The sequence below is a fragment of the Phytobacter cepae genome, assembly GCF_054165735.1.
Map to the genome: position 1 here is coordinate 5,062,423 of NZ_CM135107.1, position 24,807 is coordinate 5,087,229.

At 51.0% G+C, this 24,807-nt stretch carries 24 protein-coding genes and 1 pseudogene; 13 read left to right on the forward strand and 12 right to left on the reverse strand.

The genetic code is table 11. The annotated features are described in order from the left end of the window. The first annotated feature begins 146 nt into the window (after positions 1–146). The 7 genes from ACUY4Q_RS23720 to ACUY4Q_RS23750 all read left to right on the forward strand — a co-directional run bounded on the left by ACUY4Q_RS23720 (position 147) and on the right by ACUY4Q_RS23750 (position 7,904). Positions 147–2,747 (forward strand): sigma 54-interacting transcriptional regulator, encoded by a 2,601-nt coding sequence (locus ACUY4Q_RS23720; protein WP_458045053.1) that lies wholly within the window; start codon positions 147–149, stop codon positions 2,745–2,747. 193 nt (positions 2,748–2,940) lie between these two features. Then, the gene (locus ACUY4Q_RS23725; protein WP_458045054.1) at positions 2,941–3,423 is read left to right on the forward strand and encodes a PTS sugar transporter subunit IIA; all 483 of its coding nucleotides are present in this window, start codon (positions 2,941–2,943) and stop codon (positions 3,421–3,423) included. Continuing rightward, positions 3,420–4,595, forward strand: coding sequence for a glycoside hydrolase family 88 protein (locus ACUY4Q_RS23730; protein ID WP_458045055.1), 1,176 nt, complete (start codon positions 3,420–3,422; stop codon positions 4,593–4,595). Before ACUY4Q_RS23725 ends, ACUY4Q_RS23730 begins: the two co-directional genes overlap by 4 nt. 24 nt (positions 4,596–4,619) lie before the next feature. After that, on the forward strand, positions 4,620–5,114 hold the full coding sequence (locus ACUY4Q_RS23735) for a PTS sugar transporter subunit IIB (protein ID WP_458045056.1): 495 nt from the start codon (positions 4,620–4,622) through the stop codon (positions 5,112–5,114). Between the two features lie 11 nt (positions 5,115–5,125). After that, positions 5,126–5,929 carry a PTS mannose/fructose/sorbose/N-acetylgalactosamine transporter subunit IIC gene (locus ACUY4Q_RS23740; protein ID WP_458045057.1) on the forward strand — a complete coding sequence of 268 codons (804 nt, stop codon included), beginning with the start codon at positions 5,126–5,128 and terminating at the stop codon, positions 5,927–5,929. After that, positions 5,922–6,761, forward strand: a complete 840-nt coding sequence (locus tag ACUY4Q_RS23745) for a PTS system mannose/fructose/sorbose family transporter subunit IID (RefSeq protein ID WP_458045058.1) — start codon at positions 5,922–5,924, stop codon at positions 6,759–6,761. Before ACUY4Q_RS23740 ends, ACUY4Q_RS23745 begins: the two co-directional genes overlap by 8 nt. A 444-nt stretch (positions 6,762–7,205) precedes the next feature. Next, positions 7,206–7,904, forward strand: a complete 699-nt coding sequence (locus ACUY4Q_RS23750) for an oligogalacturonate-specific porin KdgM family protein (RefSeq protein ID WP_458045059.1) — start codon at positions 7,206–7,208, stop codon at positions 7,902–7,904. Between the two features lie 40 nt (positions 7,905–7,944). Here ACUY4Q_RS23750 and ACUY4Q_RS23755 read toward each other — a convergent pair whose 3' ends face one another. From ACUY4Q_RS23755 to ACUY4Q_RS23795, 9 genes are all read right to left on the reverse strand, one after another. Continuing rightward, on the reverse strand, positions 7,945–9,447 hold the full coding sequence (locus ACUY4Q_RS23755) for a glycoside hydrolase family 43 protein (protein ID WP_458045060.1): 1,503 nt from the start codon (positions 9,445–9,447) through the stop codon (positions 7,945–7,947). A 134-nt stretch (positions 9,448–9,581) separates the two neighbouring features. Beyond that, a complete protein-coding gene (locus tag ACUY4Q_RS23760) occupies positions 9,582–10,127 on the reverse strand; it encodes a P-loop nucleotide/nucleoside kinase family protein (protein ID WP_458045061.1) in 546 nt (181 codons plus the stop codon). Continuing rightward, the gene (locus ACUY4Q_RS23765; RefSeq protein WP_458045062.1) at positions 10,124–10,561 is read right to left on the reverse strand and encodes a PTS sugar transporter subunit IIA; all 438 of its coding nucleotides are present in this window, start codon (positions 10,559–10,561) and stop codon (positions 10,124–10,126) included. The genes ACUY4Q_RS23760 and ACUY4Q_RS23765 overlap by 4 nt, the downstream gene beginning before the upstream one ends. 9 nt (positions 10,562–10,570) lie before the next feature. Further along, positions 10,571–10,840 (reverse strand): hypothetical protein, encoded by a 270-nt coding sequence (locus tag ACUY4Q_RS23770; protein ID WP_458045063.1) that lies wholly within the window; start codon positions 10,838–10,840, stop codon positions 10,571–10,573. Positions 10,841–10,910: 70 nt separating this feature from the next. Further along, the gene (locus ACUY4Q_RS23775) at positions 10,911–11,753 is read right to left on the reverse strand and encodes a class II fructose-bisphosphate aldolase (protein ID WP_458045064.1); all 843 of its coding nucleotides are present in this window, start codon (positions 11,751–11,753) and stop codon (positions 10,911–10,913) included. Next, positions 11,740–13,107 (reverse strand): PTS sugar transporter subunit IIC, encoded by a 1,368-nt coding sequence (locus tag ACUY4Q_RS23780; protein ID WP_458045065.1) that lies wholly within the window; start codon positions 13,105–13,107, stop codon positions 11,740–11,742. The genes ACUY4Q_RS23775 and ACUY4Q_RS23780 overlap by 14 nt, the downstream gene beginning before the upstream one ends. After that, entirely contained in the window at positions 13,100–13,414 is a 315-nt protein-coding gene (locus ACUY4Q_RS23785; RefSeq protein WP_458045066.1) for a PTS sugar transporter subunit IIB, read from the reverse strand. Before ACUY4Q_RS23785 ends, ACUY4Q_RS23780 begins: the two co-directional genes overlap by 8 nt. 10 nt (positions 13,415–13,424) lie before the next feature. Continuing rightward, the gene (locus ACUY4Q_RS23790; protein WP_458045067.1) at positions 13,425–14,405 is read right to left on the reverse strand and encodes a 6-phosphofructokinase; all 981 of its coding nucleotides are present in this window, start codon (positions 14,403–14,405) and stop codon (positions 13,425–13,427) included. A 416-nt stretch (positions 14,406–14,821) separates the two neighbouring features. Then, positions 14,822–15,034 (reverse strand): YdgH/BhsA/McbA-like domain containing protein, encoded by a 213-nt coding sequence (locus ACUY4Q_RS23795; protein ID WP_458045068.1) that lies wholly within the window; start codon positions 15,032–15,034, stop codon positions 14,822–14,824. A gap of 420 nt (positions 15,035–15,454) precedes the next feature. On the opposite strand from ACUY4Q_RS23795, the gene nadS reads away from it, so the two are divergent. Next, a complete protein-coding gene (nadS, locus tag ACUY4Q_RS23800) occupies positions 15,455–15,757 on the forward strand; it encodes a NadS family protein (protein ID WP_458045069.1) in 303 nt (100 codons plus the stop codon). 77 nt (positions 15,758–15,834) lie between these two features. Here nadS and ACUY4Q_RS23805 read toward each other — a convergent pair whose 3' ends face one another. Beyond that, positions 15,835–16,044, reverse strand: coding sequence for a YdgH/BhsA/McbA-like domain containing protein (locus ACUY4Q_RS23805; RefSeq protein ID WP_458045070.1), 210 nt, complete (start codon positions 16,042–16,044; stop codon positions 15,835–15,837). 129 nt (positions 16,045–16,173) lie between these two features. Continuing rightward, positions 16,174–17,010, reverse strand: a complete 837-nt coding sequence (gene fdhD / locus ACUY4Q_RS23810; RefSeq protein ID WP_458045071.1) for a formate dehydrogenase accessory sulfurtransferase FdhD — start codon at positions 17,008–17,010, stop codon at positions 16,174–16,176. Between the two features lie 155 nt (positions 17,011–17,165). On the opposite strand from fdhD, the gene fdnG reads away from it, so the two are divergent. The 5 genes and pseudogenes from fdnG to ACUY4Q_RS23835 all read left to right on the forward strand — a co-directional run bounded on the left by fdnG (position 17,166) and on the right by ACUY4Q_RS23835 (position 23,823). Beyond that, positions 17,166–20,216 carry a formate dehydrogenase-N subunit alpha gene (fdnG, locus tag ACUY4Q_RS23815; protein ID WP_458045072.1) on the forward strand — a complete coding sequence of 1,017 codons (3,051 nt, stop codon included), beginning with the start codon at positions 17,166–17,168 and terminating at the stop codon, positions 20,214–20,216. A gap of 12 nt (positions 20,217–20,228) precedes the next feature. Next, positions 20,229–21,131: a formate dehydrogenase subunit beta gene (fdxH, locus tag ACUY4Q_RS23820; RefSeq protein ID WP_458045073.1), complete on the forward strand. Its 903-nt coding sequence runs from the start codon at positions 20,229–20,231 to the stop codon at positions 21,129–21,131. Continuing rightward, positions 21,128–21,763, forward strand: coding sequence for a formate dehydrogenase cytochrome b556 subunit (fdoI, locus tag ACUY4Q_RS23825; protein ID WP_458045074.1), 636 nt, complete (start codon positions 21,128–21,130; stop codon positions 21,761–21,763). Before fdxH ends, fdoI begins: the two co-directional genes overlap by 4 nt. Then, positions 21,760–22,689, forward strand: a complete 930-nt coding sequence (gene fdhE / locus ACUY4Q_RS23830; protein ID WP_458045075.1) for a formate dehydrogenase accessory protein FdhE — start codon at positions 21,760–21,762, stop codon at positions 22,687–22,689. The genes fdoI and fdhE overlap by 4 nt, the downstream gene beginning before the upstream one ends. 225 nt (positions 22,690–22,914) lie before the next feature. Next, positions 22,915–23,823 (forward strand): annotated as a pseudogene (locus tag ACUY4Q_RS23835) (alpha/beta hydrolase). Between the two features lie 41 nt (positions 23,824–23,864). Here the strand turns inward: ACUY4Q_RS23835 and fabY are convergent. Beyond that, the gene (gene fabY, locus ACUY4Q_RS23840) at positions 23,865–24,806 is read right to left on the reverse strand and encodes a fatty acid biosynthesis protein FabY (RefSeq protein ID WP_458045076.1); all 942 of its coding nucleotides are present in this window, start codon (positions 24,804–24,806) and stop codon (positions 23,865–23,867) included. Between the last annotated feature and the right edge of the window lies 1 nt (position 24,807).

Here is a 24,807-nt window from a genome sequence, read left to right on the forward strand (position 1 = left end):
GCTGCGAGTCCCGTCACATTCTGATTAAAACAGGGTTTCATTTTCTTTCAGGGCGGTAGAAAGTAATCAGTGTTTAATGAATTTCTTAGTGTCTAGTGTCGAATAAAATCGACACTGGATGCACACTGCGCTTGTGAGGCATACCCATGGCACTCTCTGCCAAAGAAAAACTCTTTCAGAATATATTAACGCACTACGCTAGTTATACGGCTGGCTTTACCGCTCAGGACTGCGCGGACTTTATGCAGGTGAATCGCAGCGTCATTAGCCATTACTTAAACCGACTGTGTGATGACGGTAAATTATTAAAAGAGAATACCCGGCCGGTTCGTTTCTTTGTCAACACTATCGGTGATGCCCCTCTCACTCGCCCGGCTTTAGTGTCGAAAAATCATGATGCCTTCTGTCGATTGATTGGTGCTGAAGGAAGTTTGAAAGAAACAGTTTCATTGTGCCGCTCCGCCGTGGACTATCCCACCCAGGGCTTGCCTGTTTTACTCTCGGGTGAGAGCGGCGTGGGTAAGAGTCATCTGGCTTCGCTTATCTGGCAATATGCGCTTGAGCGTGGAGTAATTTCTGCCAATGGCCCATTCATTGAGCTTAACTGTGCAGACTACGCCAATAATCCCGAATTACTGTCGGCAACGCTGTTTGGCTACACCCGGGGCGCTTTCACTGGCGCCGATCGGGAAAAGCGCGGCGCGTTCGATGAAGCCGATGGCGGTTTCCTTTTTCTGGATGAAGTGCATCGTCTCTCGGCTGAGAATCAAGAGAAGTTATTTCTTTTTATGGATAAAGGTTATTTTTATCGCCTGGGTGATAATCGTACCCGTCGTCCCGCCACGTTACGGTTTATCTTTGCCACTACGGAAAATATTGATACCGCGCTACTTAACACGTTTCGCCGACGCATACCGGTACGTGTCACTCTGCCTAACTATATCTCTCGCCCGTTAACCGAGCGTATTGCTCAGGTCGAGCATTTCCTGCATGAGGAAGCCGCCAGCCTGAACAGAGACATTCATCTGGATAGCCAACTGATGCATCAGTTGGTGATGTCCCCGGTGCGCGGAAACATTGGCGAACTTAAAAACCAACTCAAGGTGATGGCGGCCAGCGCGTGGAGTGAACAGAAGCAAAATGCCTTTATCACGCTACATACCACTCACCCCAGCGGTGAAGTTCTGGTTATTACAGCCAAAGAAAAATGCGCCCCACTGGATGTCGCTGTATTGCTACCAAAAGCCATGCGTGATGACGTTATTTTTCGTGAGTTTTGCCACAGTGGCAATGTGTTACTGCTGAACCGCAAGCTGGAACAGCTCCTGACGACCGTGCATGGCGTGCTGAGCACGGAACAGATCTTCAGCGGCTATCTCTGGCAAAACACGATGCATGCCATCAATGAGCTGGAAGCGCTGACGGGCATCACATGCCAGCAGGAGTTACGCAAAGCAATATGGCTAAGCCTTATCTGGGCGCTGCATATTCAGCATGATGACGCGCAGGTCGCAGAGTTACAGGCCATCACTGATTACGTTTCCTGCAAAGCGCGCCTGCTCGCAGAGAGCTGCATCGACCTGCTGCAAAAGCATGTCACGCCCAGCCCGCTTCCCATGCTTATGCCATTACTGAGCTGTGCGCTGAATAAACTGGCGGGCGAAGACGATGCGATACAGGGCGTCATTGTCTCACACGGTCGTTCAACTGCGTCCAGCATCGCAGGGATGGCCAACCAGCTAACTGGTGGCTATTTCTTTAAGGCCTTCGACATGCCCTGGTCTACCTCCACCAGCGACATTATTACCTTGTTGATTGCCCATCTTGCCGCCCTTAAGCAAGGAGCCGGACTCATTATTTTGGTGGACATGGGTTCGCTTAAAGAGATTTACGAAGAAATTAAGCTTCACCTGCATGGCGAGCTGCTGGTGATTAATAACGTCAGTACGGCGATGGCTTTGGATATTGCGGCAAAAATTCAAAGCCAGCTGCCGATGGAAGACATTATTGAAAGCGTGAAAGGGGCTTATGAAATCGAAACGCGCTATTACGCAGGTGTATTGCCTGGCAATAAAATCATAATTTCCTGTATTTCGGGTGAGGGAATTTCGAAAAAGCTCAAAGATATTTTAAGTCGTTATCTCGCCAGAGAAGAGATAGATATCGTGACGATGGAATATGACGATCTGAAATGGAAAATTGCCCGCGCCGATCCTGCCCTGCATGGCACCCGGTTGATTATTACCACCACCGACCTCGATGCCGGTTACATCCCGCTGCTGAACGTCGAACAACTCATTAAAGAGAAAACCCAGGTGCTGCGACGCGACTACTTCACCGACCTGGTGACTGAAGGTAGCCTTGAGCCGATGGTGGAAGAAGTGGTGAAGCTCTTTACCGTTGAAGGAGTGGCCAGCCGACTGAACTTTCTGAACCCCGTTATCATCATTGACGAAGTCGAATCAGTGATTAAGCAATATGAATCTTTTTATAAAATCCATTTTGAGAGCTACTTGCGTATCAACTTATTCATGCATATCGCGCTGATGATTGAGCGCGTGATGGTGAATACCGGCATGCGCCATCGGGACGACGCCTCACTGACGCTTGAGCAACAAGCTTTTGTGGCTGTTCATGACACCTTCTTCCAGGCACTAAACCGCAAATATCATCTGACGGTGCCCCTGACCGAAGTGCTGATGATTTATGAAATCATGGAACCCTGGATCGCAACAGATCCCCTGTAACCCTTCTCACGCTGGCCCAGGCCAGCGTTTTCATTTCGACGCTACGCTAAATTCACGAATTCAACAGTAATCAAAGCGTCCAGGATGCAATAAAAATCATTAAATTACAATATGTTAAATAATTGGCACGTCCTTTGCTGAGTACTATTAGCAAATAACACTCAGCGTCCGGTTAAAGAGAAAGGAACAGGTAATGCGAGAAATTTATATCGCCAGTCATGGCCGCTATGCCGAAGGCATTATTTCCGGCCTGAATTTACTGATTGGTGAAGAGCATGGCGTGACGCCCATTTGTGCCTATTGCGGCGAAATAGGTTCCACCGCCGAGTTAGGAAGATACGTTGAAGGTATCGCCAGTGAAGCCGCTCGTCGTGGCAATGAACTGGTGCTGTTTACGGATATGCAGGGTGGCAGCGTCAACAACACCGCTGTGCAACTGATGGTGAAATACCCTCATATGCACGTCATTAGCGGTGCCAATTTGATCATGCTAATGGAGTTTTGCATGTCAGAGCAGGAAAGCACCGAAGCCCGTTTACAGGACGCGATTGCCGCCGCCACGAATGCCATGCAGTACATGAATGTTCTGCCTGAAATTATGGCCGCACGTCAGGCCACGCTGGCAGCACACCGTGATGATGCCGACGACTTTTTTGCTACCGGAGGCAGCCTGTGACTATTGCTCTGGAAACCTTAGACCGTCGCTATTTTTCTCCACAGGATGTGCTGGACAAGGACTGGATTGATTCTGCCATCCGGGACGTGCTTAGCAGCATCGACGCTCTGTTACCTCGCTTTAGCCATACTTTTCCGGCAGCAAATACTCTGGAAGGACGTTATACCGAGGTAGCGAAAGTAGACTGGACAGAGGGTTTCTGGACGGGCTTGCTATGGCTCGCCTGGGAGGTCACCGGGGAAGATAAATATCGCCGGGTGGCAGAAGGGTTTCTCGACAACTTTGAAGAGCGCCTGGATAAGCAAATAAAAGTCGACACGCATGATCTTGGCTTTTTATACCTGCTCTCCTGCGTTAATGCGTGGCGTCTTACCGGCAATACGCGCGCCCGCTCGCTGGCGCTTCGGGCGGCTGATTTACTTTACTGCCGCTTTAACGCCACCGCAGGAGTCATTCAGGCCTGGGGGGATTTACGCGATCCCGCCCGCCAGGGGCGCATGATTATTGACTGCAACCTCAACGTCCCACTGCTTTTTTGGGCAGCGAACGAGACCGGTAATGCCGATTATCGCCAGGCGGCAACACGCCATCTTGAGCAAGCGGCACGTTACCTGGTGCGCAATGATGGCTCAACCTTCCATACTTTTTACCTGGATATTCACACGGGCAAAGCGCTACGTGGCGACACCCATCAGGGATTCAGCGACAGCTCATGCTGGGCACGCGGTCAGGCCTGGGGCATCTATGGGTTTGCGTTAGGTTATCACCATACCGGTAATGCTGCGCTGCCTGAGTTATCGCGCAAATTGACCCACTATTTTCTTAATCGCCTGCCGGAAGACTATGTCTGCTATTGGGACCTCATCTTTACCCAGGAAGACCACGCATACCGCGACACTTCAGCAGCCGCTATCAGCGTTTGTGGAATCGCTGAGCTTCTCAAACAGTTACCGCTGACGGATCCCTTACGCCCGGCATACCTCAATGCGATTAGCCTGATGATGCGTAATCTGCAGGCTAACTACTTTGCGCATAACGAAGACGGCCTTTTGCGTGAAGGCGTTTATAACTTTGGCCGTGATATGGGCATCAACGTACCGAATCTTTGGGGCGACTATTTCTGGTTCGAAGCCCTGGTACGCCTTTCCCGCGTCTGGACACCCTACTGGTAAATATAAAAACAGGAGTACGTAAGAATGATTTCACTAATAAGAATTGATGATCGATTAATCCACGGTCAGGTGGCTGTTGTCTGGACTAAGCACCTGGGCGTCAATCGTATCCTGGTTGCCAACGATCAGATTGTGAACAACGAGGTACAGAAAATGTCTCTACGCATGGCGGCACCAGACACGGCGAAATGCGCCATCATGGCGGTCAGCGATGCGGGGGATGTCCTTAACGATCCGCGCTCCGAAGCGATGAAAATTATGGTCATCGTTAACAATGCTGCCGATGCCCGTCGGCTGATTGAGCAGGTTCCGGCGATAAAAGGGCTCAACGTCGCCAATTATGGACGTATTACCGACAACCTCGCGGCCAAAAAGCGGATCAGCGACACCGTATACGTCACCCCCGAAGATGTGGCTGATTTTCATGCCATCGCCGAACGTGGTGTGCAGGTCGACTATCAGGTTTTACCGTCTCATCCGGTCAAAAACCTGATTGAAATGCTGAACCAAGCCGGTTAAGAGAGGCCGCTATGTTAACGTCCGCATTACTCGTTGCTCTGGTGATGTTCCTCGTCAAGACCGCCGATCACACCCTGGGTCAGCCGCTGGTTGAACGCCCGCTTATCTGCGGTGCGCTGGTCGGTCTGGTGTTAGGTGATTTTCAGCAGGGAATCATCATTGGCGCCACGCTGGAGCTTATCTTTCTCGGTACCATTACGATTGGTGGTTCTGTCCCGGCAGATCTTGCTGTCGGCTCGGTACTGGCAACCGCATTTACCATTCTGACGAAAGCAGAACCTCCGGTGGCCGTGGCCCTCGCTTTACCTATCAGCCTCCTGGCCGTCTTTGTCTACCAGGTCCTAAAACTGGTCTATACGGGACTGGTGGAAAAGTATGACGCCCTCCTTGAAGAGGGACGAGATCGCGCGGCGTTAGGTCTGGTGCTCGGCATGACCTTTTTCTATGGCGTGCCTTTTGCCGTGATCGCCTTCTTTGGCATACTTTTCGGCACCGATGTGATCCGCAGTCTGGTGGAAAGCATTCCCGATACCGTTATGCGCGGCATGACGGCTGTGGGCGGCGTACTGCCTGCGCTGGGTTTCGCCATCCTGCTTAAAGCCCTGTGGAATCGCAATATTGCCGCGTTCTTCTTTATCGGCTTCGCAATGACGGCGTACCTCAAGCTGCCGATCATCGGCATTGCGATTATTGCCGCCTCCGTTGCCGTGTACCTGTGTCTGAACGAGTTCAATCAGCTAAAAGCCAACAAACAGAAAGCCGCAACCACTGCGCCCGCGTCTGTTGATGATAAGGATGGGTTCTTCAATGACTGATATTCACATGAAAAACATCGCCGCCCGCGATGATGATAAAAGCGAGAAAAAGTTGTTTCGTCAGCTCTTTATCCGCCAGTTCCCCCTGCTGGGCACAATGAACTTTACCCGCATGGAAGGGCTGAGCTACGGCTGGGCGCTGGCGCCGATGCTGAAAAAGATTTACCCGGATCCGCATCGCTATATGGAGGCGTTAAAACGCAACAGCCAGTTCTTTAACACCAACCAGCATCTTGCCCCTTTTATTATGGGCCTGACGCTCTCTATGGAAAAAGAGAACGCAGCCAATCCCAATTTTGACACCTCCAGCATTAATGGGATTAAAGTTGCCCTGATGGGGCCCTTTGCAGGCGTTGGCGACTCATTCTTTTACGGCGTGCTGCGTATTATCGCCACCGGCATTGCAATAGGGCTTGCGTCGCAGGGCAATCCATTAGGACCGCTGTTATTTCTACTGATTTATAACATCCCCAGTTATTTAATCCGCTACTACGGCGGGGTGATGGGCTATCGGCTGGGGTCAAAATATATTGCAGAAGCTACCCAGTCGGGGCTGCTCGGCTGTGTCACGAAGGCCTCGGCCATCATGGGGTTAATGATGGTAGGAGCGATGAGTGCCAGTATGGTGAAATTTACCACTACCTTTAAAACCACTATTGCCGGGCAGCCTTTTGTCTTACAGGATATTCTCGATAAAATCTGTGTTGGGTTAATTCCGCTGATGCTGGTGCTGGTCTGTCTGCGGATGCTTAATAAAAAAGTGAGCCCCAATAAAATCCTGTTGTTCTTAATCGCCTTTGGCTTTGCCGCAGCGGGCATTGGCATTATTTAATTACACGCCCCTCTTTTCTCTTAAAGAGGGGGCATCAGGATCATAATTTTTCAAGCTGGGAAATATTTCCGCTGCGTTCCATAATCGTCGTCGGTAGCTGGCGAACCCATGCCGTATCCGTCGATGAATTTCACCATTGAATTAATAATAAATCCCTACAACACAAAATAATGAATTAATTATGTGAGCAATATCATATGCAGTGTTTAAGTTAATTACTCAACGCGATCTTGTGTCGATAAAATAAAACCCGCAAAGAATAAACCAATGCAATTCAATGAATTATCTATTGGCACACCCTTTGCAATATGTTTTATATGGAAAACAGCTGCGTAAAGGGAGTCACCATAAAAACAGCGGTGATATTAATAAAATATTTAATTTCGTTTCCCGCTTCACTTTTCACCCTATGAAAAACATATTAATAATGAGATGAACACTACCATGAAAAAAATAAACTGCATTGCAATTGCTTTGCCACTGACCTTTTTTACCGTTAATACTTTCGCCGCTGCGACCTGGGTTGATAATCGCTATGCGCATACCACTGCTTCGGAAAAGAACCAGTACAAATTGGGAGCCGGACATATTTTTGATAATGGCGCAGGTATTCTGGTATCAGCCATGTACGATCTTGGTCAGAATTTTGACCAGATGCGCAGTACTTTTCAGGAATATGAAGGCTGGTACCCCGTTCCACTAAGTGATAAATGGACACTGACGCCCGGTGGATTGTCAGATATCGACAGTAATGGGACAAAGATCGCTCCCTATTTAGGCCTGGATTATAAAGTCAGCAAAGCCTTTAGCATTGGGAGTCGCTATCGTTACAACCACATGACGCATAAAGAGCACGATTACAACGGTAAGATGGACTATAACGACAGCCATCAGTTCGACCTGTTTTTCAATTATCAGGCAACCGACAAACTCTGGCTGCAGTTGAATCCTGAGTTTTTCGTCAATGCGAATGATTTTAATGCCTCGAATGGGCAAAAAACGCACTGGGAACCGAGCGTCGTAGCTCGTTACCGACTGGACAAAAACTGGCTGCCCTATGCGGAAGTCGCCTGGCTCGATCAGGATAAAAATCATGACGATCAGGTTCGCTTTCGCATCGGGATTCGCTACTACATCAACTAATCGTCATGATGACCGGGGCCGTGTTCCCGCCCCGGTCAGATTACCAGGTGTTGACCTCAACCGATGAAAACAGAGCTTCACCTTTTAGCTCTGGTCCATGGCCGGACGCATAAATCCCAAACCGTGCCCCCACCCACTTACCGGCACCCGCAGAAAAGGTGGGGGCCACATCTCGCCATTCACCACCCGGTAGTCGATAACAAAAACAGCTGATGCCGTCGTAACCGACATGAAATCCCAGCGCGACACGCGATCCCACGTCATTGGCAACCGGCAACAGGGTTTCGCTCAGTTCACCGCGATCGCTGTTCCAGCCGTGGCGAAACCGCAACTGCATTCCGACATCATCGCGCACCAAACTCAAGGCAGCAAACCGTTCACCATAAATGATCAGACCGGCTTCATCGCCCGGTTGTATGAAACAAGCTTCAAGAGAGGTGATAACCGAGAAGCGCTCGGCGGGAAATTTCTGTAGTAACAACTGAGGCATCGTATAAAGGCTGCCCGCATGGGGAACGCAGTGTAGTAATAACCCTCGCCCCTTCTCCCCTCGCCAGTTTGGTTGGGGATTAGCCTGCCACTGCCATTGCAAACCAGGATGGCCATGTGTGAAACCATCACTGGCCTGGAGCTCACAATATGTGGTGGGTAAGGAAGGACGAACAGAGTTTAACACTGGCTGGCCTTTACCCGTGTCGTCGAGTGGCTCACCGATTGCTGGCCATCCGTCCTCACGCCAGTGAAGCGGTTGCAGATGTACCACTCTTCCATAGACGCCCTTGTCCTGGAAATGAAAAAACCAGTTTTCACCCTTTTCCAGTTCCACCCATGCTCCCTGATGTGGACCATTAACCGACGTTTTCCCTTGATGAAGTACATCGCGAGACTGCCAGGGTCCCGCCAGAGAGGGGGCGCGCAGTACCGTCTGCCATCCCCGTTTAACGCCCCCGGCGGGAGCAAAGATCCAGTATTCGCCCTGTCGCTTGTAGAGTTTCGGTCCTTCCAGCGTAGGGTGGGAAGGGGTGCCATCAAAAATAATACGCCCTTCATCGAGTAATCGGGACGCATCCGGCGCCATTTCAAGCAACTGGAGTTTGTTTTTAATACCACTGCGACTGTAGGCAAAACCGTGTATCAGCCAGGCCCGTCCGTCGTCATCCCAGAGCGGACAGGGGTCAATCCAGCCCGGTGCGCGTTTCAGGCAAAGCGGCTGGCTCCATTCTCCGAGTGGATCACGTGCATGGGTAACAAAGATACCCTCATCAGGGAGGCTGAAGAAAATCCAGTACTGGCCGTCATGATAACGCAGTGAGGGTGCCCAGACGCCTTTACCGGGCTGCACCTGATCATATTCAGGTGACGGTAGGCGGTCGATGGCATGGTTTACAATCTGCCAGTGAATCAAATCACGGGAGTGGAGCAGGGGTAACGCAGGGACCTGATTAAAACTGGATGAAACCATCCAGAAATCCTCGCCCACTCTTATTACATCGGGATCGGCATAATCAGCATGCAGGATGGGGTTTTGATAGCGTAACGTCATAACAGGACTCCTTTTAACTGTCGAAGTCGTTGCAATAATCACGCCACTGATTTTTTAATATCTATTTCAATTAATTAGGATGGTTACGACACAAAAAAAGCGCCACCAGGCGCTCTTTCGACAGTAGAAACATGTCAGGAGTGTAAATGTTCCTCAACCCAGGCGTTAAGCGCGGCGAATGCGATCTCACTCCCCTGCTCAAGGCGAAACACCGGGCCAAGCGCCATCGGTTCGGCCTGGGCCGCCAGCACGGCAAGTTCGGGCAGATACTCTTCTCCAGGATGCCCCATCCGGCGCTCGCCCAGGCGGCTGGCATAGCGGGCAACGGCTACCTCCGGCGATACCGCATTCCACACTTCCAGCACCCGCGTTACGCCCGCTTTTTCGAGGTAATCGACAAGCGTCTCCCGTGGCTGAAAACCAAACCAGGCATCAACCAGAAACGGGCAACCGGGCGGGGCATCACGAATGATGGACCAGATAACCTCGTAGGCGGCATAACCGAGTTGCCGGTTAAATGGGCGATCAATCTGATCGAACTTCGCCATAAAGGGCTCTTTGATGCCGTCAATGGTAAGAACCGGCAGGGAAAAACGCGCAGAGAGTTGCCGCGTGACCGTAGATTTGCCGGAGGCCGGAATGCCATTAACCAACACGACGGTTTTGGTTTGTGTCGTCATAGCAGCGCCACTACCTCCTCTCTTGTGCGCGCCGCCCGCAGCGCCGCCATCGTCTCATCGTTATCCAGCAGATGAACGATGGCCCGGATACCCTCTTCGATATGCGCGTTGCTGTCGCAGGCCCCGAACATAATGACAATGTCCGCTGCTTCACTTTGACCAAAGCGAATCGGCTCCTGGAGTAACACCAGGCTGAAGCAGTCCCGCTTTACTCCACATTCAGGGCGGGCATGTGGTATCGCGACACCTTCATCAAACACATAATAGGCCCCATGCTCCAGGGTACTGTCGATCACCGCTTCGCCGTAGCGCGCCTCCAGATAACCGCCGTCGATTAAGGGCCTGGCAGCCAGCCGGATCACCTGCTGCCAGTCCGTTTCCGTGACACCGACCTGAATAGCATCTGCTTCGATGAGAAGGTCTTTAATCGTCATCTTTTCTCCCTAAATATTACGCCGGATAATATTGCGCAATTCATCGATACGAAGAAATAAAGAATCCACGTCCTGGCGATGGCTTTTACTTTTCGCAAAGACATTTAATGCCCGGTTATACATCAACATTAATTGTTTTTGTACATCACTGTTCCGTGGATCCTCTTCCAGCTTACCTTCCAGTTTCTTAATATCTTCAGACAGTAATACGGCCTGCCTTTCATATTCTTCCACTGCCGATTCGTCTTTTTTCCACAACGATTTCAATGATTCAAACATGACTGACTCCCGCCCCAATGGATGCCGGAGCATCAGGGTTATGGAATAAAATGAATGTAGTAATACGGGATTATTTAAATAAATTCATTTTCTCGATCAGCACCTGAGTGACCGCATCGTTGGCGGGGATCAGGAATTTTCGCACGCTGTCGTTCACCTTACCTTTATCAAAGGTGGATTTGCACTGGCCGACCCACTGCACGTTCATCTCGGTCCCTACATTCACCTTATTGATGCCCTCGGTGACGGCTTTGCGCATATCCTCATCGCTGACACCCGTCCCACCGTGCAGTACCAGCGGCGTACCGGTGGCGGCGCTAATTTCCTGCAAACGCTGATGTTGAATCTGCGCTTTGCCGGTGTAGAGGCCGTGTACGGTGCCGACGGAGACGGCCAGCATGTCAACATCGGTTTCTTCGACAAAGCGTTTTGCATCCGCCACGGTGGTGAAGCTGATATCTTCCACCGCCACCGCCTTACCATCTTCTGAGCCGCCAATTGCGCCCAGCTCGCCTTCAACTGAAATACCCCGTGGGCGTGCCATTTCCACTACAATCCGGCTATTGGCAATATTCTCATCAATATCCAGGTGCGAGCCGTCATACATAATAGAACTGAATCCCGCATCTATTGCTGTTTGAATCGCGTTAATATCCGAGCAGTGATCCAGGTGCAAACAGGCTGGCACATTTTCGCTTACCGATAATGACCGGACGGAATCGACCAGTAATTGATATCCGAGATATTGCGCCGTGCCCGTGGATATCTGAACCATCAACGGACTATTGGTTTCCTTTGCCGCTTTAAAAAAGGCAGGCAGCATTTCCAGACAATGTAAATTAAAAGAACCGACGGCTTTAAACTGACGCTCTTTAGCAATATCTAACAGCGCATTGAAATTATGCAGACTCATGGACTTTCTCCCCTTTAGGTTTAGCTGACTTGCCATTAACGAACCAGGCAAGGAAGGCAACGAAGATGATAAACAGACCAACAAATAACCAGTTATTCTGGAAGGCATGGCCCAGTACCAGCCCGGAGCTGATGACATCGGAATCACTGAATGTCACGCCGGTAAAGCCATAACTTTCCAGCATCGGCACCAGAATGGCGGGCAGGAAAGTAATAAAGAGACCATGCACAACACCCCCGATGACCGCCCCACGACGCCCACCCAGCGCATTGCCGAACACACCCGCCGTGCCGCCCGCAAAGAAGTTCGTCAGCAGCCCAGGCAGGATCATCGCCAGACCAAACATCGGGAAGACCAGCATGCCGATGATGGAACCGACGGTCGTCGCCAGGAAACCGACAATCACCGCGTTAGGGGCGTAAGGGAACAGGACCGGGCAGTCGAGTGCCGGTTTGGCATCCGGTACGATGCGCATGGCAATACCACGAAATGCGGGAACCAGTTCGTTAAGCAGCAAACGTACACCGCTATAAAGGACAAAGACCCCTGCTACAAACTGAATGGACTGCATAAAGGCGTACATCAGGAAGTTCACACCGTTAGAGAACTGAGAGATGTATTCCGGGCCTGCCGCCACGGCTGGGATCAGGTACATCGGTACCATTACCACTGCCATCGCCAGATAGGTGTCCTGAAGGAATTTGAAATTGTCTGGTAGTTCCAGATCTTCGGTTGAACGCGAGCCTTTACCGACGACTTTTGCCACCGCGGCCTGCACCAGATAGCCGATAGTGCAGAAATGCCCCAGGGCCACATCATCAGAGCCGGTAATGCGTCTGACCACTGGCTGTGCCAGCGCGGGCATCAATACCGCCATTGCGCCACCAAATATGCCGCCGGTCAGGATTAACGGCAGCCCGGTCAGGCCCGCTTTGTAACCAATAACCGCACCGATGGTTGCCATCCACAGCAGCGCTTGCCCGGTCAGGAAGATGTATTTCAGCGGCGTCAGGCGGGCAATAATAATGTTAACCGCGAAAATCACCATCAGCGTCAATGCGACTTCAGAGCCGAGTTCGCGGTTCGCCAGTCCGGCAATAGCGGCAACGTCGGTGATGTAGCCTTTCATGCCGAAGCCGTGAGTGAAGATATCGTTCAGGAAGGTCAGGGTAGCAACGATAATATTGATACCTGCCATCATGATTAAAAAACCGAGTAACGTTTTAAATGTCCCCTCGGCAATTTTGCCCAACGACTTCTTCTGTAATATCAACCCAAGCATGGCAATAAAGGCGATTAATATTGATGCCTGTCCGAGCAAATCTTTTACAATAAACTCAACAAAACTATTCATGATCGGTCACCTTCATATCATGCAGTTTTAAAAAGGCGATAATTTTCTCTTCTATTTCCTCTTTATCGGTCAATTTATTGAGCACAACGACGCGCCGAATTTCTTCTTCACTGGCATCCGCTGTTAAAATGTCGGCAAAGACTTTTTGTGTCAAAATCATGTCAGATTTAAATGCACCGGCTTCAGAAACGGTTGTGTGTTCCACCTTTGCCGGTATTTCTAATTTTTTCAGCACTGCCTTTGCGCTCATTTCGATAGCAAAGCTAGAGCCGAGGCCGCAGCCACATACGCAGAGAACTTTAAGCATGTAAATCTCCTCAAATAATATTGAGTTGTTTGGCCAGTTTGTAAGGATGTCCTTCAGTGTCTACCAGACGTTTTTTCATACTAATAAGATCAATCGGAATCGGTTTATTACTTGAATTTATAATAATGGCTTTATTTTTCATGCCAGTCTGAATACAACGAACTACTTCACTGGCCATAATGGTGCCCTGATATATTTCCTCGCAGGTAGGGTCGCCGTTACGCAAACCATAGCCAATAATCGTTTTGCGGATTCGTACCCCAATTCGGGGTTCAAGCTGCTTAATCATGGTGTCGATAGCCCCTTGAAACCCGGGAGAATACTCGCGTGTATAGCCTTCAGAGCAGAGAATAACGACGCTATTTTGTCTGGTGAGACGCGTTTTGATGCGCTCCGCCAGCTCATTAATCGGGATTTGACACTCTGGTATCAGGGCAATATCGGCGTTGCTTTTAAGCGCGGATTGCAGCGTCAGCTCACCGCAATATCCGCCAAGTAATTCCACCATAAATACACGGCCCGGCAATGCTCTCCCCGTATTTCTTAGGCGAGAAACCTCTTTGATGATTTGCTCACAGGCGGTGGAAAATCCAATTGAATAATCACTGCCGTAGACATCATTATCAATAGTCATGCCTACACCAAAACAATTCACATCAAATTCACTGAGCGTATTGAGGAATTGTAATGAGCCATCTCCACCGGCCATGATTAACACATCGATGCGCAGTGATTTTAATTTACGCGCAATCGCTTCATATTCGCTGCGCACCAGTTTTCGTGTGGTCCTCCCTGAAGTGATAATGGGAATAGAGGCGATCGAAAAATCTACCAGATCGCACCAGGCTACTTCATTATGATTTTTTTCAAGTAACCCCTGAATCCCTCCGTTAAAGAGGGTTATTTCAGCCTGAGCCAGCCGTGCAATCTGGAAAATAAAATTATTAATACCAGAAACATCACCACCGCTAATGACTACTCCGATTTTCATCGCGAATTCCTCAAGGGCTGTCAGTGAGATTATTTTTCCCTGACTTCAAGCCTTATATTTGCAATGAAAGTCACATTTTTTAGATAATTTTAATATGGCAAAGCATTGACTCTCTTATTTATTGGCTTGTTTTTGAGATATTCATCACATAATAAAGTCGCGAGATAACTCACGTTATTTTTATTAATTCCTTTTTAATCATCCAGTTATAAGTCAATAAAAATGCATCAACAGGCGGGGAATAAAAACGCAGATTAAAAAAATTGCAGGAGTATAAATTTGTGACTTTACGCGCATTTTTTGCCGTCAAAGAGGCATAGCGAGGCGTCAGAAAGGGAAATGCAGGCGTTCAGAGGGAAAGAAATGAACCTGTCCCCGCTCCGAAGAGCAAGGGACAGCGGCAGTGTGGGAAAACCTTATTTGCTGAGTTCAGCGGTCATATGAACCTGGTTGCCAGAGAAGGCTTCAGTGATTTGGTAAGACGATGCGCCAGCCTGCTGTGCCTGAGCGGCGATTTTAGCTTCTGCACCGGACAGGGTTGAATCAGTTGCGGTCACAGTCTGTGCGGCGAAAGAACCAAAAGAAGTAGCCATAGCGATAACTGCGACAAAAGTTTTGATGCTTTTCATGATATGTATCCTTCAGTAAGTTTGTTTAAGTAAGGCACCGTGCCTCGATGAAATAAATAATAGACCTGTTCACACTCAACAGAAAGCGGAATGATTTGCATTTATTGTTCAGTTTTATTGAATTAATATCGTGGGGCAAAAATGTCCAACAGACTGGCTGCAACTATTTATCAAATACAGTCACTTATGCACGGTTTGTGCGATGATATTTTTGCAAAGACGGGGTGGACTGAGTTTGTGCTGGCGACTGGATCGTGCTTAAGAGTGAGTGAGAGAATTTACCTGATACTCATATACCCGAAAAACGTAAAAGATGATTTAAACGAGTCTGAGAAAGCAATTTTGAAAACACTGTCTCAGCTCTGGGAATAAGGGATATTGCCCTGAGGGGTGCCCGGCCTTCCTTATGAGGAAAGAAAAATGGATAAAGCATTGTTTGCAGATCTTGTGACTAGCCTGGAAGAGATGGTGGCCATTGAGAACGGCCAGGTAATTCCTGCACCCGAAAATATTCATCGTCATATCTTGCCTGATGTTAAAGCCATTCGAAAAAATGCAGGTATGAAACAAGCTGAATTCGCGGATGCGATTGGTCTAAGCGTGGATCTTGTTCGCAGTTGGGAACAGCAGCGCAGAGTGCCATCAGGCATCGCGTTGAAGCTCCTGTTTCTTTTGGAAAAAAAGCCTGAAATTCTCAACACCCTAAAAACCTTTCCCGTTTGAAAAAGCAGTGTGGATTTCGGACCATACAAAAACGAAAAAAGCGCCCGCAGGCGCTCTTTCGACAGTACTGATTTTGCTTATTTGGTCAGTTGTGCGGTCATATGTACACGGTCACCGGTGAAAGCTTCAGTGATGTGGTAAGACGCACCCGCCTGCTGTGCCTGAGCGGCGATTTTAGCTTCTGCACCGTCCATGGTAGAGGAGGTCGCTGTAATGGTTTGTGCTGCAAAAGAACCGAAAGAAGTAGCCAGAGCGATAACTGCAACGAAAGTTTTGATGCTTTTCATGATGTAAACCCTTCTGAATGTTTGTTTGGATAAGGCACCGTGCCTCGATGAAGTAGATATTAGACCTGAACCCTATCAACAAAAAGCGGAAGGATTTGCTTTTCTTTGTCAAAATTATTGATTTAAATTTCAGCCCGCAATCAGACGCTGCGGATGCGTATAAATAGTGGCCCTGCCCGGCTTGCAAAAGCCTACCAGCGTCAGGTTACAACGCTCTGCAACCTCGACCGCCAGCGTAGTCGCTGCGGAGACGGCAAAAAGAATTTCCACGCCACACATCGCTGACTTCTGCACCATCTCATAGCTTGCCCGACTGGAGACCAGCGCCGCACCGGGCAGCCAGCGCTCAGCTTCCTGCGCGCGATGCCCCAATAGTTTATCCAGCGCCACATGGCGGCCCACATCCTCATGCCCACCCACAAGTTGCCCGGAGGGTAATATCCAGGCAGCAGCATGGGTGCAACCCGTGAGGGTCCCGACAGGTTGAAAATCGGTCAGATGACGAAGCGCCTGGTCGAGGTTTGCCAGATCAAAAGTCTGCGTAAAAGGAAGAGGCGTGACGGGTTTACCGATGTCGTTAAGTTGTTCAACACCACACACACCACAACCGGTTCGCCCGGCCAGTGCGCGGCGACGCTCCTTAAGCCCCATAAACCGACGACTGGACAGATCGATCTGGACTTCGATGCCATGACAGGAGGAAACCACTTCCATACCGTAGATTTCTGACGCGCTTTTTATAATCCCTTCGGATAAGGAAAACCCAACAGCAAACCACTCAAGATCTTTGGGTGATGCCATCATCACGACATGCGAAATGCCGTTATACACCAGAGCGACAGGGACTTCCTCGGCCAGATGGTCGGGCTGCGTATGCTGTAAATCACTTCGCTTCCAGAGTGACACCTGGCGTGAGCCTGTGATCTGTGTAGCAATTTCGTCTTGTTCAGTATGGATTTTGTTCACGTTGTATTAACCGAATTAAAACAGGCGTACCCGCATTGTGGTATTCTGAGGCATACCCCTTTTTGACCAGGGGATTTACAGCAATTCTGAACCTTTGCGGCGACGACCGCAAAGTAAATAAAAGCGTATGACAATGTCGAAACAAGGAGTAACCCATGCAGGTCAGCAGAAGGCAGTTCTTTAAGATCTGCGCTGGCGGTATGGCAGGTACTACAGCAGCGGCACTGGGCTTTGCCCCAGGGGTGGCGCTGGCGGAAACGCGGCAGTATAAATTGCTGCGCACCCGTGAAACTCGAAACACCTGCACGTACTGTTCCGTTGGTTGCGGGCTGTTAATGTACAGCCTCGGCGACGGCGCGAAAAATGCCAAAGCGTCTATTATTCATATCGAAGGCGACCCGGATCACCCGGTCAACCGTGGGGCACTCTGTCCGAAAGGCGCAGGCCTGCTGGATTTTGTCCACTCAGAAAGCCGTCTGAAATACCCCGAATATCGCGCGCCAGGTTCCGATAAATGGCAGAAAATCAGTTGGGATGATGCCTTTGACCGCATCGCCAAACTGATCAAGCAAGACCGTGATGCTAACTATATTGCGCAAAACACCGAAGGCACCACCGTTAACCGTTGGCTCTCCACCGGTATGCTGTGCGCTTCTGCCTCCAGTAATGAAACCGGTTATTTAACCCAGAAATTTACCCGCGCCCTCGGCATGCTCGCCGTGGACAACCAGGCGCGTGTCTGACACGGACCAACGGTAGCAAGTCTTGCTCCAACATTTGGTCGCGGTGCGATGACCAACCACTGGGTAGATATGAAAAACGCCAACCTCATCGTCGTGATGGGTGGGAATGCGGCTGAAGCGCATCCGGTGGGATTCCGCTGGGCGATGGAAGCTAAAATCCACAATGGCGCTAAATTAATCGTTATCGATCCTCGCTTTACGCGAACCGCTTCGGTCGCGGACTTCTACGCGCCTATTCGTTCCGGGACGGATATCGCTTTCCTGTCCGGCGTACTGTTGTACCTGCTTAACAATGAAAAATATAACCGTGAGTACACCGAGGCCTATACCAACGCCAGCCTGATTGTGCGTGAAGATTTTGGCTTCGAAGAGGGCCTGTTCACCGGTTATGACGCAGACAAACGCAAGTATGACAAAACCAGCTGGAACTATGAGCTGGACGAGAAAGGCTTCGCGAAACGTGATATCACCCTCACCCATCCGCGCTGTGTGTGGAACTTGCTGAAACAGCACGTTTCCCGTTATACGCCTGATGTGGTTGAAAACATTTGTGGTACGCCTAAAGCCGACTTCCTCAAAGTCTGTGAATATATTGCAGAGACCAGCGCCCACGACAGAACGGCCTCGTTCCTTTATGCATTGGGCTGGACGCAGCACTCTGTCGGCGCGCAAAACATCCGTACCATGGCGATGATCCAGTTGCTGCTTGGCAATATGGGGATGGCCGGTGGCGGTGTGAACGCACTGCGTGGTCACTCCAATATTCAGGGTCTGACCGACCTGGGGCTGCTGTCGCAGAGCCTGCCCGGCTACATGACGCTGCCCAGCGAAAAACAGGCCGATCTCCAGACCTATCTGACGGCAAACACACCGAAACCGCTGCTTGAGGGTCAGGTGAACTACTGGAGCAATTACCCGAAATTCTTCGTCTCGATGATGAAAGCCTTCTATGGTGACAAAGCGACGAAAGAGAATGACTGGGGCTTCGACTGGTTGCCGAAATGGGACAAAGGTTACGATGTCCTGCAGTATTTCGACATGATGTACAAAGGTCAGGTGAACGGCTACCTCTGCCAGGGCTTTAACCCGGTGGCGTCGTTCCCCAACAAGAACAAAGTTGTGGCGGCCCTGTCGAAACTGAAATTCCTGGTGACCATCGATCCGCTCAATACTGAGACATCCACCTTCTGGCAAAACCACGGTGAGTCAAACGATGTGGACTCGTCAAAAATCCAGACCGAAGTGTTCCGTCTCCCCTGCACCTGCTTTGCTGAGGAAAACGGTTCTATCGTTAACTCCGGTCGCTGGCTGCAGTGGCACTGGAAGGGTCAGGATGCGCCGGGCGATGCAGTGACGGACGGCGAAATTCTGGCTGGCATCTTCTTACGCCTGCGCAAAATGTACGCCGAAGAAGGCGGTGCTAACCCGGAACAGGTTCTGAACATGACCTGGAATTACTCCACGCCTCACGAACCGGCTTCGGAAGAAGTGGCAATGGAGAGCAACGGTAAAGCGCTGGCCGATCTGGTTGATCCGGTAACGGGTGCGGTGATCGTGAAGAAAGGCCAGCAGGTAAGCTCGTTCGCTCAGCTGCGTGATGACGGTACCACCTCAAGTGGTTGCTGGATTTTCGCCGGCAGTTGGACAGCGGAAGGCAACCAGATGGCGCGTCGTGACAACGCCGATCCGTCAGGCCTCGGTAACACCCTGGGTTGGGCATGGGCGTGGCCGTTAAACCGCCGTATTCTCTATAACCGTGCCTCAGCTGACCCGCAGGGCAAGCCGTGGGATCCAAAACGCCAGCTCCTGAAATGGGACGGGGCAAAATGGGGCGGCGTGGATATTCCAGACTACAGTACTGCCGCACCGGGCAGCGAAGTGGGTCCGTTCATCATGCAACCCGAAGGCCTGGGGCGTCTGTTTGCCATCGATAAAATGGCGGAAGGGCCTTTCCCGGAACATTACGAGCCGTTTGAAACGCCGCTCGGGACTAACCCGCTGCATCCAAAGGTTATCTCTAACCCTGCCGCACGTATCTTCAAGGACGATGCCGACGCGCTGGGTAAAGCAGATAAGTTCCCGTATGTCGGCACGACCTATCGTCTGACCGAGCACTTCCACTACTGGACCAAACACGCGTTGCTAAATGCCATCGCGCAGCCAGAACAGTTTGTGGAGATTGGGGAAAAGCTGGCGGGCAAACTGGGTATCACTCAGGGCGATACCGTAAAAGTCTCTTCTAACCGTGGCTATATCAAAGCTAAAGCGGTGGTGACCAAGCGAATTCGCACGCTGAAAGTGCACGGCCAGGATGTGGATACCATCGGCATTCCTATTCACTGGGGTTATGAAGGTGTGGCGAAGAAAGGCTTTATTGCCAACACCCTGACCCCGTTTGTCGGCGACGCAAACACCCAGACGCCAGAGTTTAAGGCGTTCCTGGTGAATGTGGAAAAGGTATAGCGGAGACGAATTATGGCTTATCAATCGCAAGATATTATCCGTCGTTCCGCGACTAACGATTTCACCCCCGCGCCTCAGGCGCGGGATCATCAACAGGAAGTCGCGAAGCTCATTGATGTCACGACCTGCATCGGCTGTAAGGCCTGTCAGGTGGCGTGCTCGGAGTGGAATGACCTCCGTGATGAAGTGGGGCATAACGTCGGTGTTTACGACAACCCTGCTGATTTGACCGCAAAATCCTGGACGGTAATGCGCTTCTCGGAAGTGGAGCAAAATGACAAACTGGAGTGGCTCATCCGTAAGGATGGCTGCATGCACTGTGCCGATCCTGGCTGTCTGAAGGCATGCCCGTCGGAAGGGGCTATCATTCAGTATGCCAATGGGATTGTCGACTTCCAGTCAGAGCAGTGTATTGGCTGTGGCTACTGCATTGCCGGCTGCCCGTTCGACGTACCTCGCCTCAACCCCGACGATAATCGTGTCTACAAATGTACGTTGTGCGTAGACCGTGTCACCGTCGGGCAGGAGCCTGCCTGCGTGAAAACCTGCCCGACCGGCGCTATTCACTTTGGTTCTAAAGAGGATATGAAAGAGCTGGCAGGCGAGCGTGTCGCTGAGCTGAAAACCCGTGGTTATGACAACGCAGGTTTGTACGATCCGGCCGGTGTTGGCGGAACGCACGTGATGTATGTCCTTCATCACGCTGACAAACCGACGCTGTACCACGGGCTGCCGGAAAACCCTGAAATCAGCGCGACCGTGAAATTCTGGAAGGGTATCTGGAAACCTCTGGCTGCCGTTGGCTTCGCCGCCACCTTTGCAGCAAGTATCTTCCACTACGTCGGTGTCGGTCCGAACCGTGCAGAGGAAGAAGACGATAATCTGCATGAAGAGAAAGACGAGGTGCGCAAATGAAAAGACGTGACACCATCGTGCGCTACACGGCGCCGGAACGCATTAACCACTGGGTCACCGCCTTCTGCTTCGTGCTGGCGGCAGTGAGCGGGTTGGGATTTTTCTTCCCCTCCTTCAACTGGCTGATGCATATCCTTGGTACCCCGCAGCTGGCGCGCATTCTGCATCCGTTCGTCGGGGTGGTGATGTTCGCCTCGTTCATCATCATGTTTTTCCGCTACTGGCATCACAACCTAATCAATCGGGATGATATCTTTTGGGCGAAGAATATTCGTAAGATCGTCGTTAACGAGGAAGTGGGCGACACCGGGCGCTATAATTTCGGTCAGAAGTGTGTCTTCTGGGCGGCGATTATCCTGTTGGTACTGCTACTGGTGAGCGGCATCATCATGTGGCGCCCGTATTTTGCACCCGCATTCTCTATTCCGGTTATCCGATTTGCCATCATGTTGCATTCGTTTGCCGCCGTCGGGTTAATTGTGGTTATTATGGTGCATATTTACGCTGCCCTATGGGTTAAAGGCACCATTACCGCCATGGTGGAAGGCTGGGTTACCAAAACGTGGGCGAAAAAGCATCATCCACGCTGGTACCGGGAAGTTCGCCAGAAAAAGGAAAATACGACTGAATGAGTATTCGCATAATCCCGCAAGATGAGCTGGAGAAGAGCGATAAACGCACGGCGGAAGTGATTCCGCCGTTATTATTCCCCAGGCTGAAAAATCTCTATAACCGTCGCGCAGAACGTCTGCGCGAACTGGCTGAAAACAATCCATTGGGTGACTATCTGCGCTTCGCAGCCTTGATCGCCCATGCTCAGGAAGTGGTGCTGTACGACCACCCGTTGCAGATGGATTTGACCGCCCGCATCAAAGAAGCCAATGACCAGGGCAAGCCGCCGCTGGATATTCACGTCCTGCCGCGTGATAAACACTGGCAGCGGTTGCTGCATTCGTTGATTGCAGAGTTGAAGCCTGAAATGAGTGGCCCGGCGCTGGCGGTTATTGAGAATCTGGAGAAAGCGTCCGAGCAGGAGCTGGAAGCCATGGCGAGCGCGCTGTTTGCTTCCGACTTCGGTTCGGTCAGCAGTGATAAAGCGCCGTTTATCTGGGCAGCCCTTTCGCTCTATTGGGCACAGATGGCCAGCCTCATTCCCGGCAAAGCCCGCGCAGAATATGGCGAGCAACGTCAGTTTTGCCCGGTATGCGGCTCCATGCCGGTCTCAAGCATGGTGCACATTGGCTCCACTCAGGGGTTGCGTTACCTGCACTGCAATTTATGTGAGACCGAATGGCATGTGGTACGCATCAAATGCAGCAACTGCGAGCAGACCCGCGATCTGCATTACTGGTCGCTGGACAGCGAGCAGGCAGCCATCAAAACGGAAAGCTGTGGCGACTGCGGTACTTACCTGAAGATCTTGTATCAGGAAAAAGACCCAAATGTGGAAGCCGTAGCCGACGATTTGTCATCGCTGGTGCTTGATGCACGCATGGAGCAAGAGGGCTTCGCCCGTAGCTCGATCAACCCGTTCCTGTTCCCCGGTGAAGGGGAGTAGCATTATCTGTACCGGGTGGCGAATGCGCCCGGTTACAGTTGACAGGGCATGATCACACCGATATGCCGGCAACGTTTTTCGTATTACGAATGACTCATTCCCGGCGCTGAATTTGTGCCGTTGCGAGCCGCTTTCCAGAACCAGCCCCCTCTCCAAAATCGCCATTTTCTTTCGCATTTTTCCAGGTTATAAAGCTGTATATCCATACAGAGAGAGACGTTAAGCATGGCGCTGGAAAAGGGTATTGCAGAGCAGGTAAAAGCGTTTATCGCCGCCGGGCGGCCTTCAATGCGGGATCAGAGTATTGATGATCGGAGGGCGGGTTATCTTGCGAGCGCGGTGTTAGCCGGCGAGACAGAAACCCGAGTGAACGTTAAAGATATTGACCTCGAGGGCATGACGTTTCGTCTCTTTTCTCCCCTGGATGGGGAACATATGTTACCGACGCTGATTTACTACCATGGAGGTTGCTTCGTCAGCGGAGAGTTTGCTACTCACGACAAACAATTACGCCAACTGGCCTTTTACAGCGGCTGCCGGGTCATTGCAGTCCAGTACCGTCTCGCACCCGAGCATCAATTCCCGGCCGCACATGATGACGCCCAAAAAGGGGCAGACATTATCTGGCACCATGCCGCCGAGCTGGGCGTTGACCGCCAAAAAATTACTCTGGCGGGTGACAGCGCAGGAGGGCATCTGGCCCTTGTCACGGCGCTTCGCTTAAAAGCAGCAAACACATGACTGCCTGCGCAATTGATCCTGATCTACCCGATGCTGGACGCAACGGCTTATTTTGAAAGTTATGTCAGTAATGGCGCGGATTACATCATCACTCGCGATTCACTACTGAGCGGCTACGAAATGTACCTCGGCGACACCGATTTTATGCACCCGGAAGCCAGCCCGCTCTGGCGTGATGATTTTCACGGTCTTCCTCCCACGCACATCATTACCGCAGAATTTGACCCACTGAGCGACGAAGGCGAAGCGCTTTATCAGCGATTAACCGAGCAAGGCGTGGCATGCACCTGTCAGCACCACCTTGGGGTAATACATGGCTTCTTCCAGTTGGCAGGTATCAGTCAAGCGGCACGCGGTGTGATACGGGATGTGGCCGGGCGATTAGCGGTTTAAGCACGCAAGAAACAGAGTCCGACACGCGCCGGACTCAGTCCTCACTCTTCTTCGTTGCCGCCTTCTTCAAACGACCCAAAGGGTTTAGCGGGAAGAACGATATAAACCGCTTCAAAGACGGCACCCTGTTTGTCATCGCCAAACAGTTCAACCTGAAGTTGCACGCGTGCTTTACGTCCGCGAGCCAGCCTGTCGAGATCGCCGCTCAGTGAACCTAAATCGGCAATGGCGCTCGGTTTGCCGGTGATAGGGGTGCTGTAACGAATATGGGCATCAGCGAGAATGATAGTCCCGCCAAGGTGGCGTTCACGCAGCATTAACCAGATGAGCCCCCACCCGGTGAGTGTGGCCAGCGAGAACAGACTCCCGGCAAAGAGCGTGTGGTGCGGGTTTTGATTGCCGGTCTCCGGCATGGTGGTAATAAATTTTTGCCCGGTGTATTGCTGGATGCGGACACCCATCTTTTCACTCAACGGGATATGCTCATACCACGCCTGCTGCAACTGTCCGCACCAGTCGCCGCGATGCAAAATATCATCCAGGGTAGCAACGGGTTTGATCATCAAAAAGTGACGGACCGGCGTGGTTTGCGGCGCTGTTATCTCACCTTCGTTGATGAACCCCAGCTTGGCAAAGAATTCGACAGCATCCTCACGGGCGCTACAGGTGACGCGTTTTACCCCTTCCTGGCGAGCAACGGACTCAAGAGTCATTGCCATTAGTGTCCCTAAGCCTTTATCTTGTACCGACGGGTGTACTGCCATAAATCGGATCGAAGCTTCATAATCAGCATTAATGTAAAGCCGACCAACCGCCACCAGCCGACCTTCTTCATCCACAACCATTTGATGATGGGCCATGGCATCCCAGGCATCACGTTCGGAGCCTTTCGGCTGATGCAACGGCTTGCGCAGCATCTCCCAACGGAACTGGTAGTAAAGCTCTAGCTCTTCTTCTGTCTGCGGTACGCGAAGGTGATACATA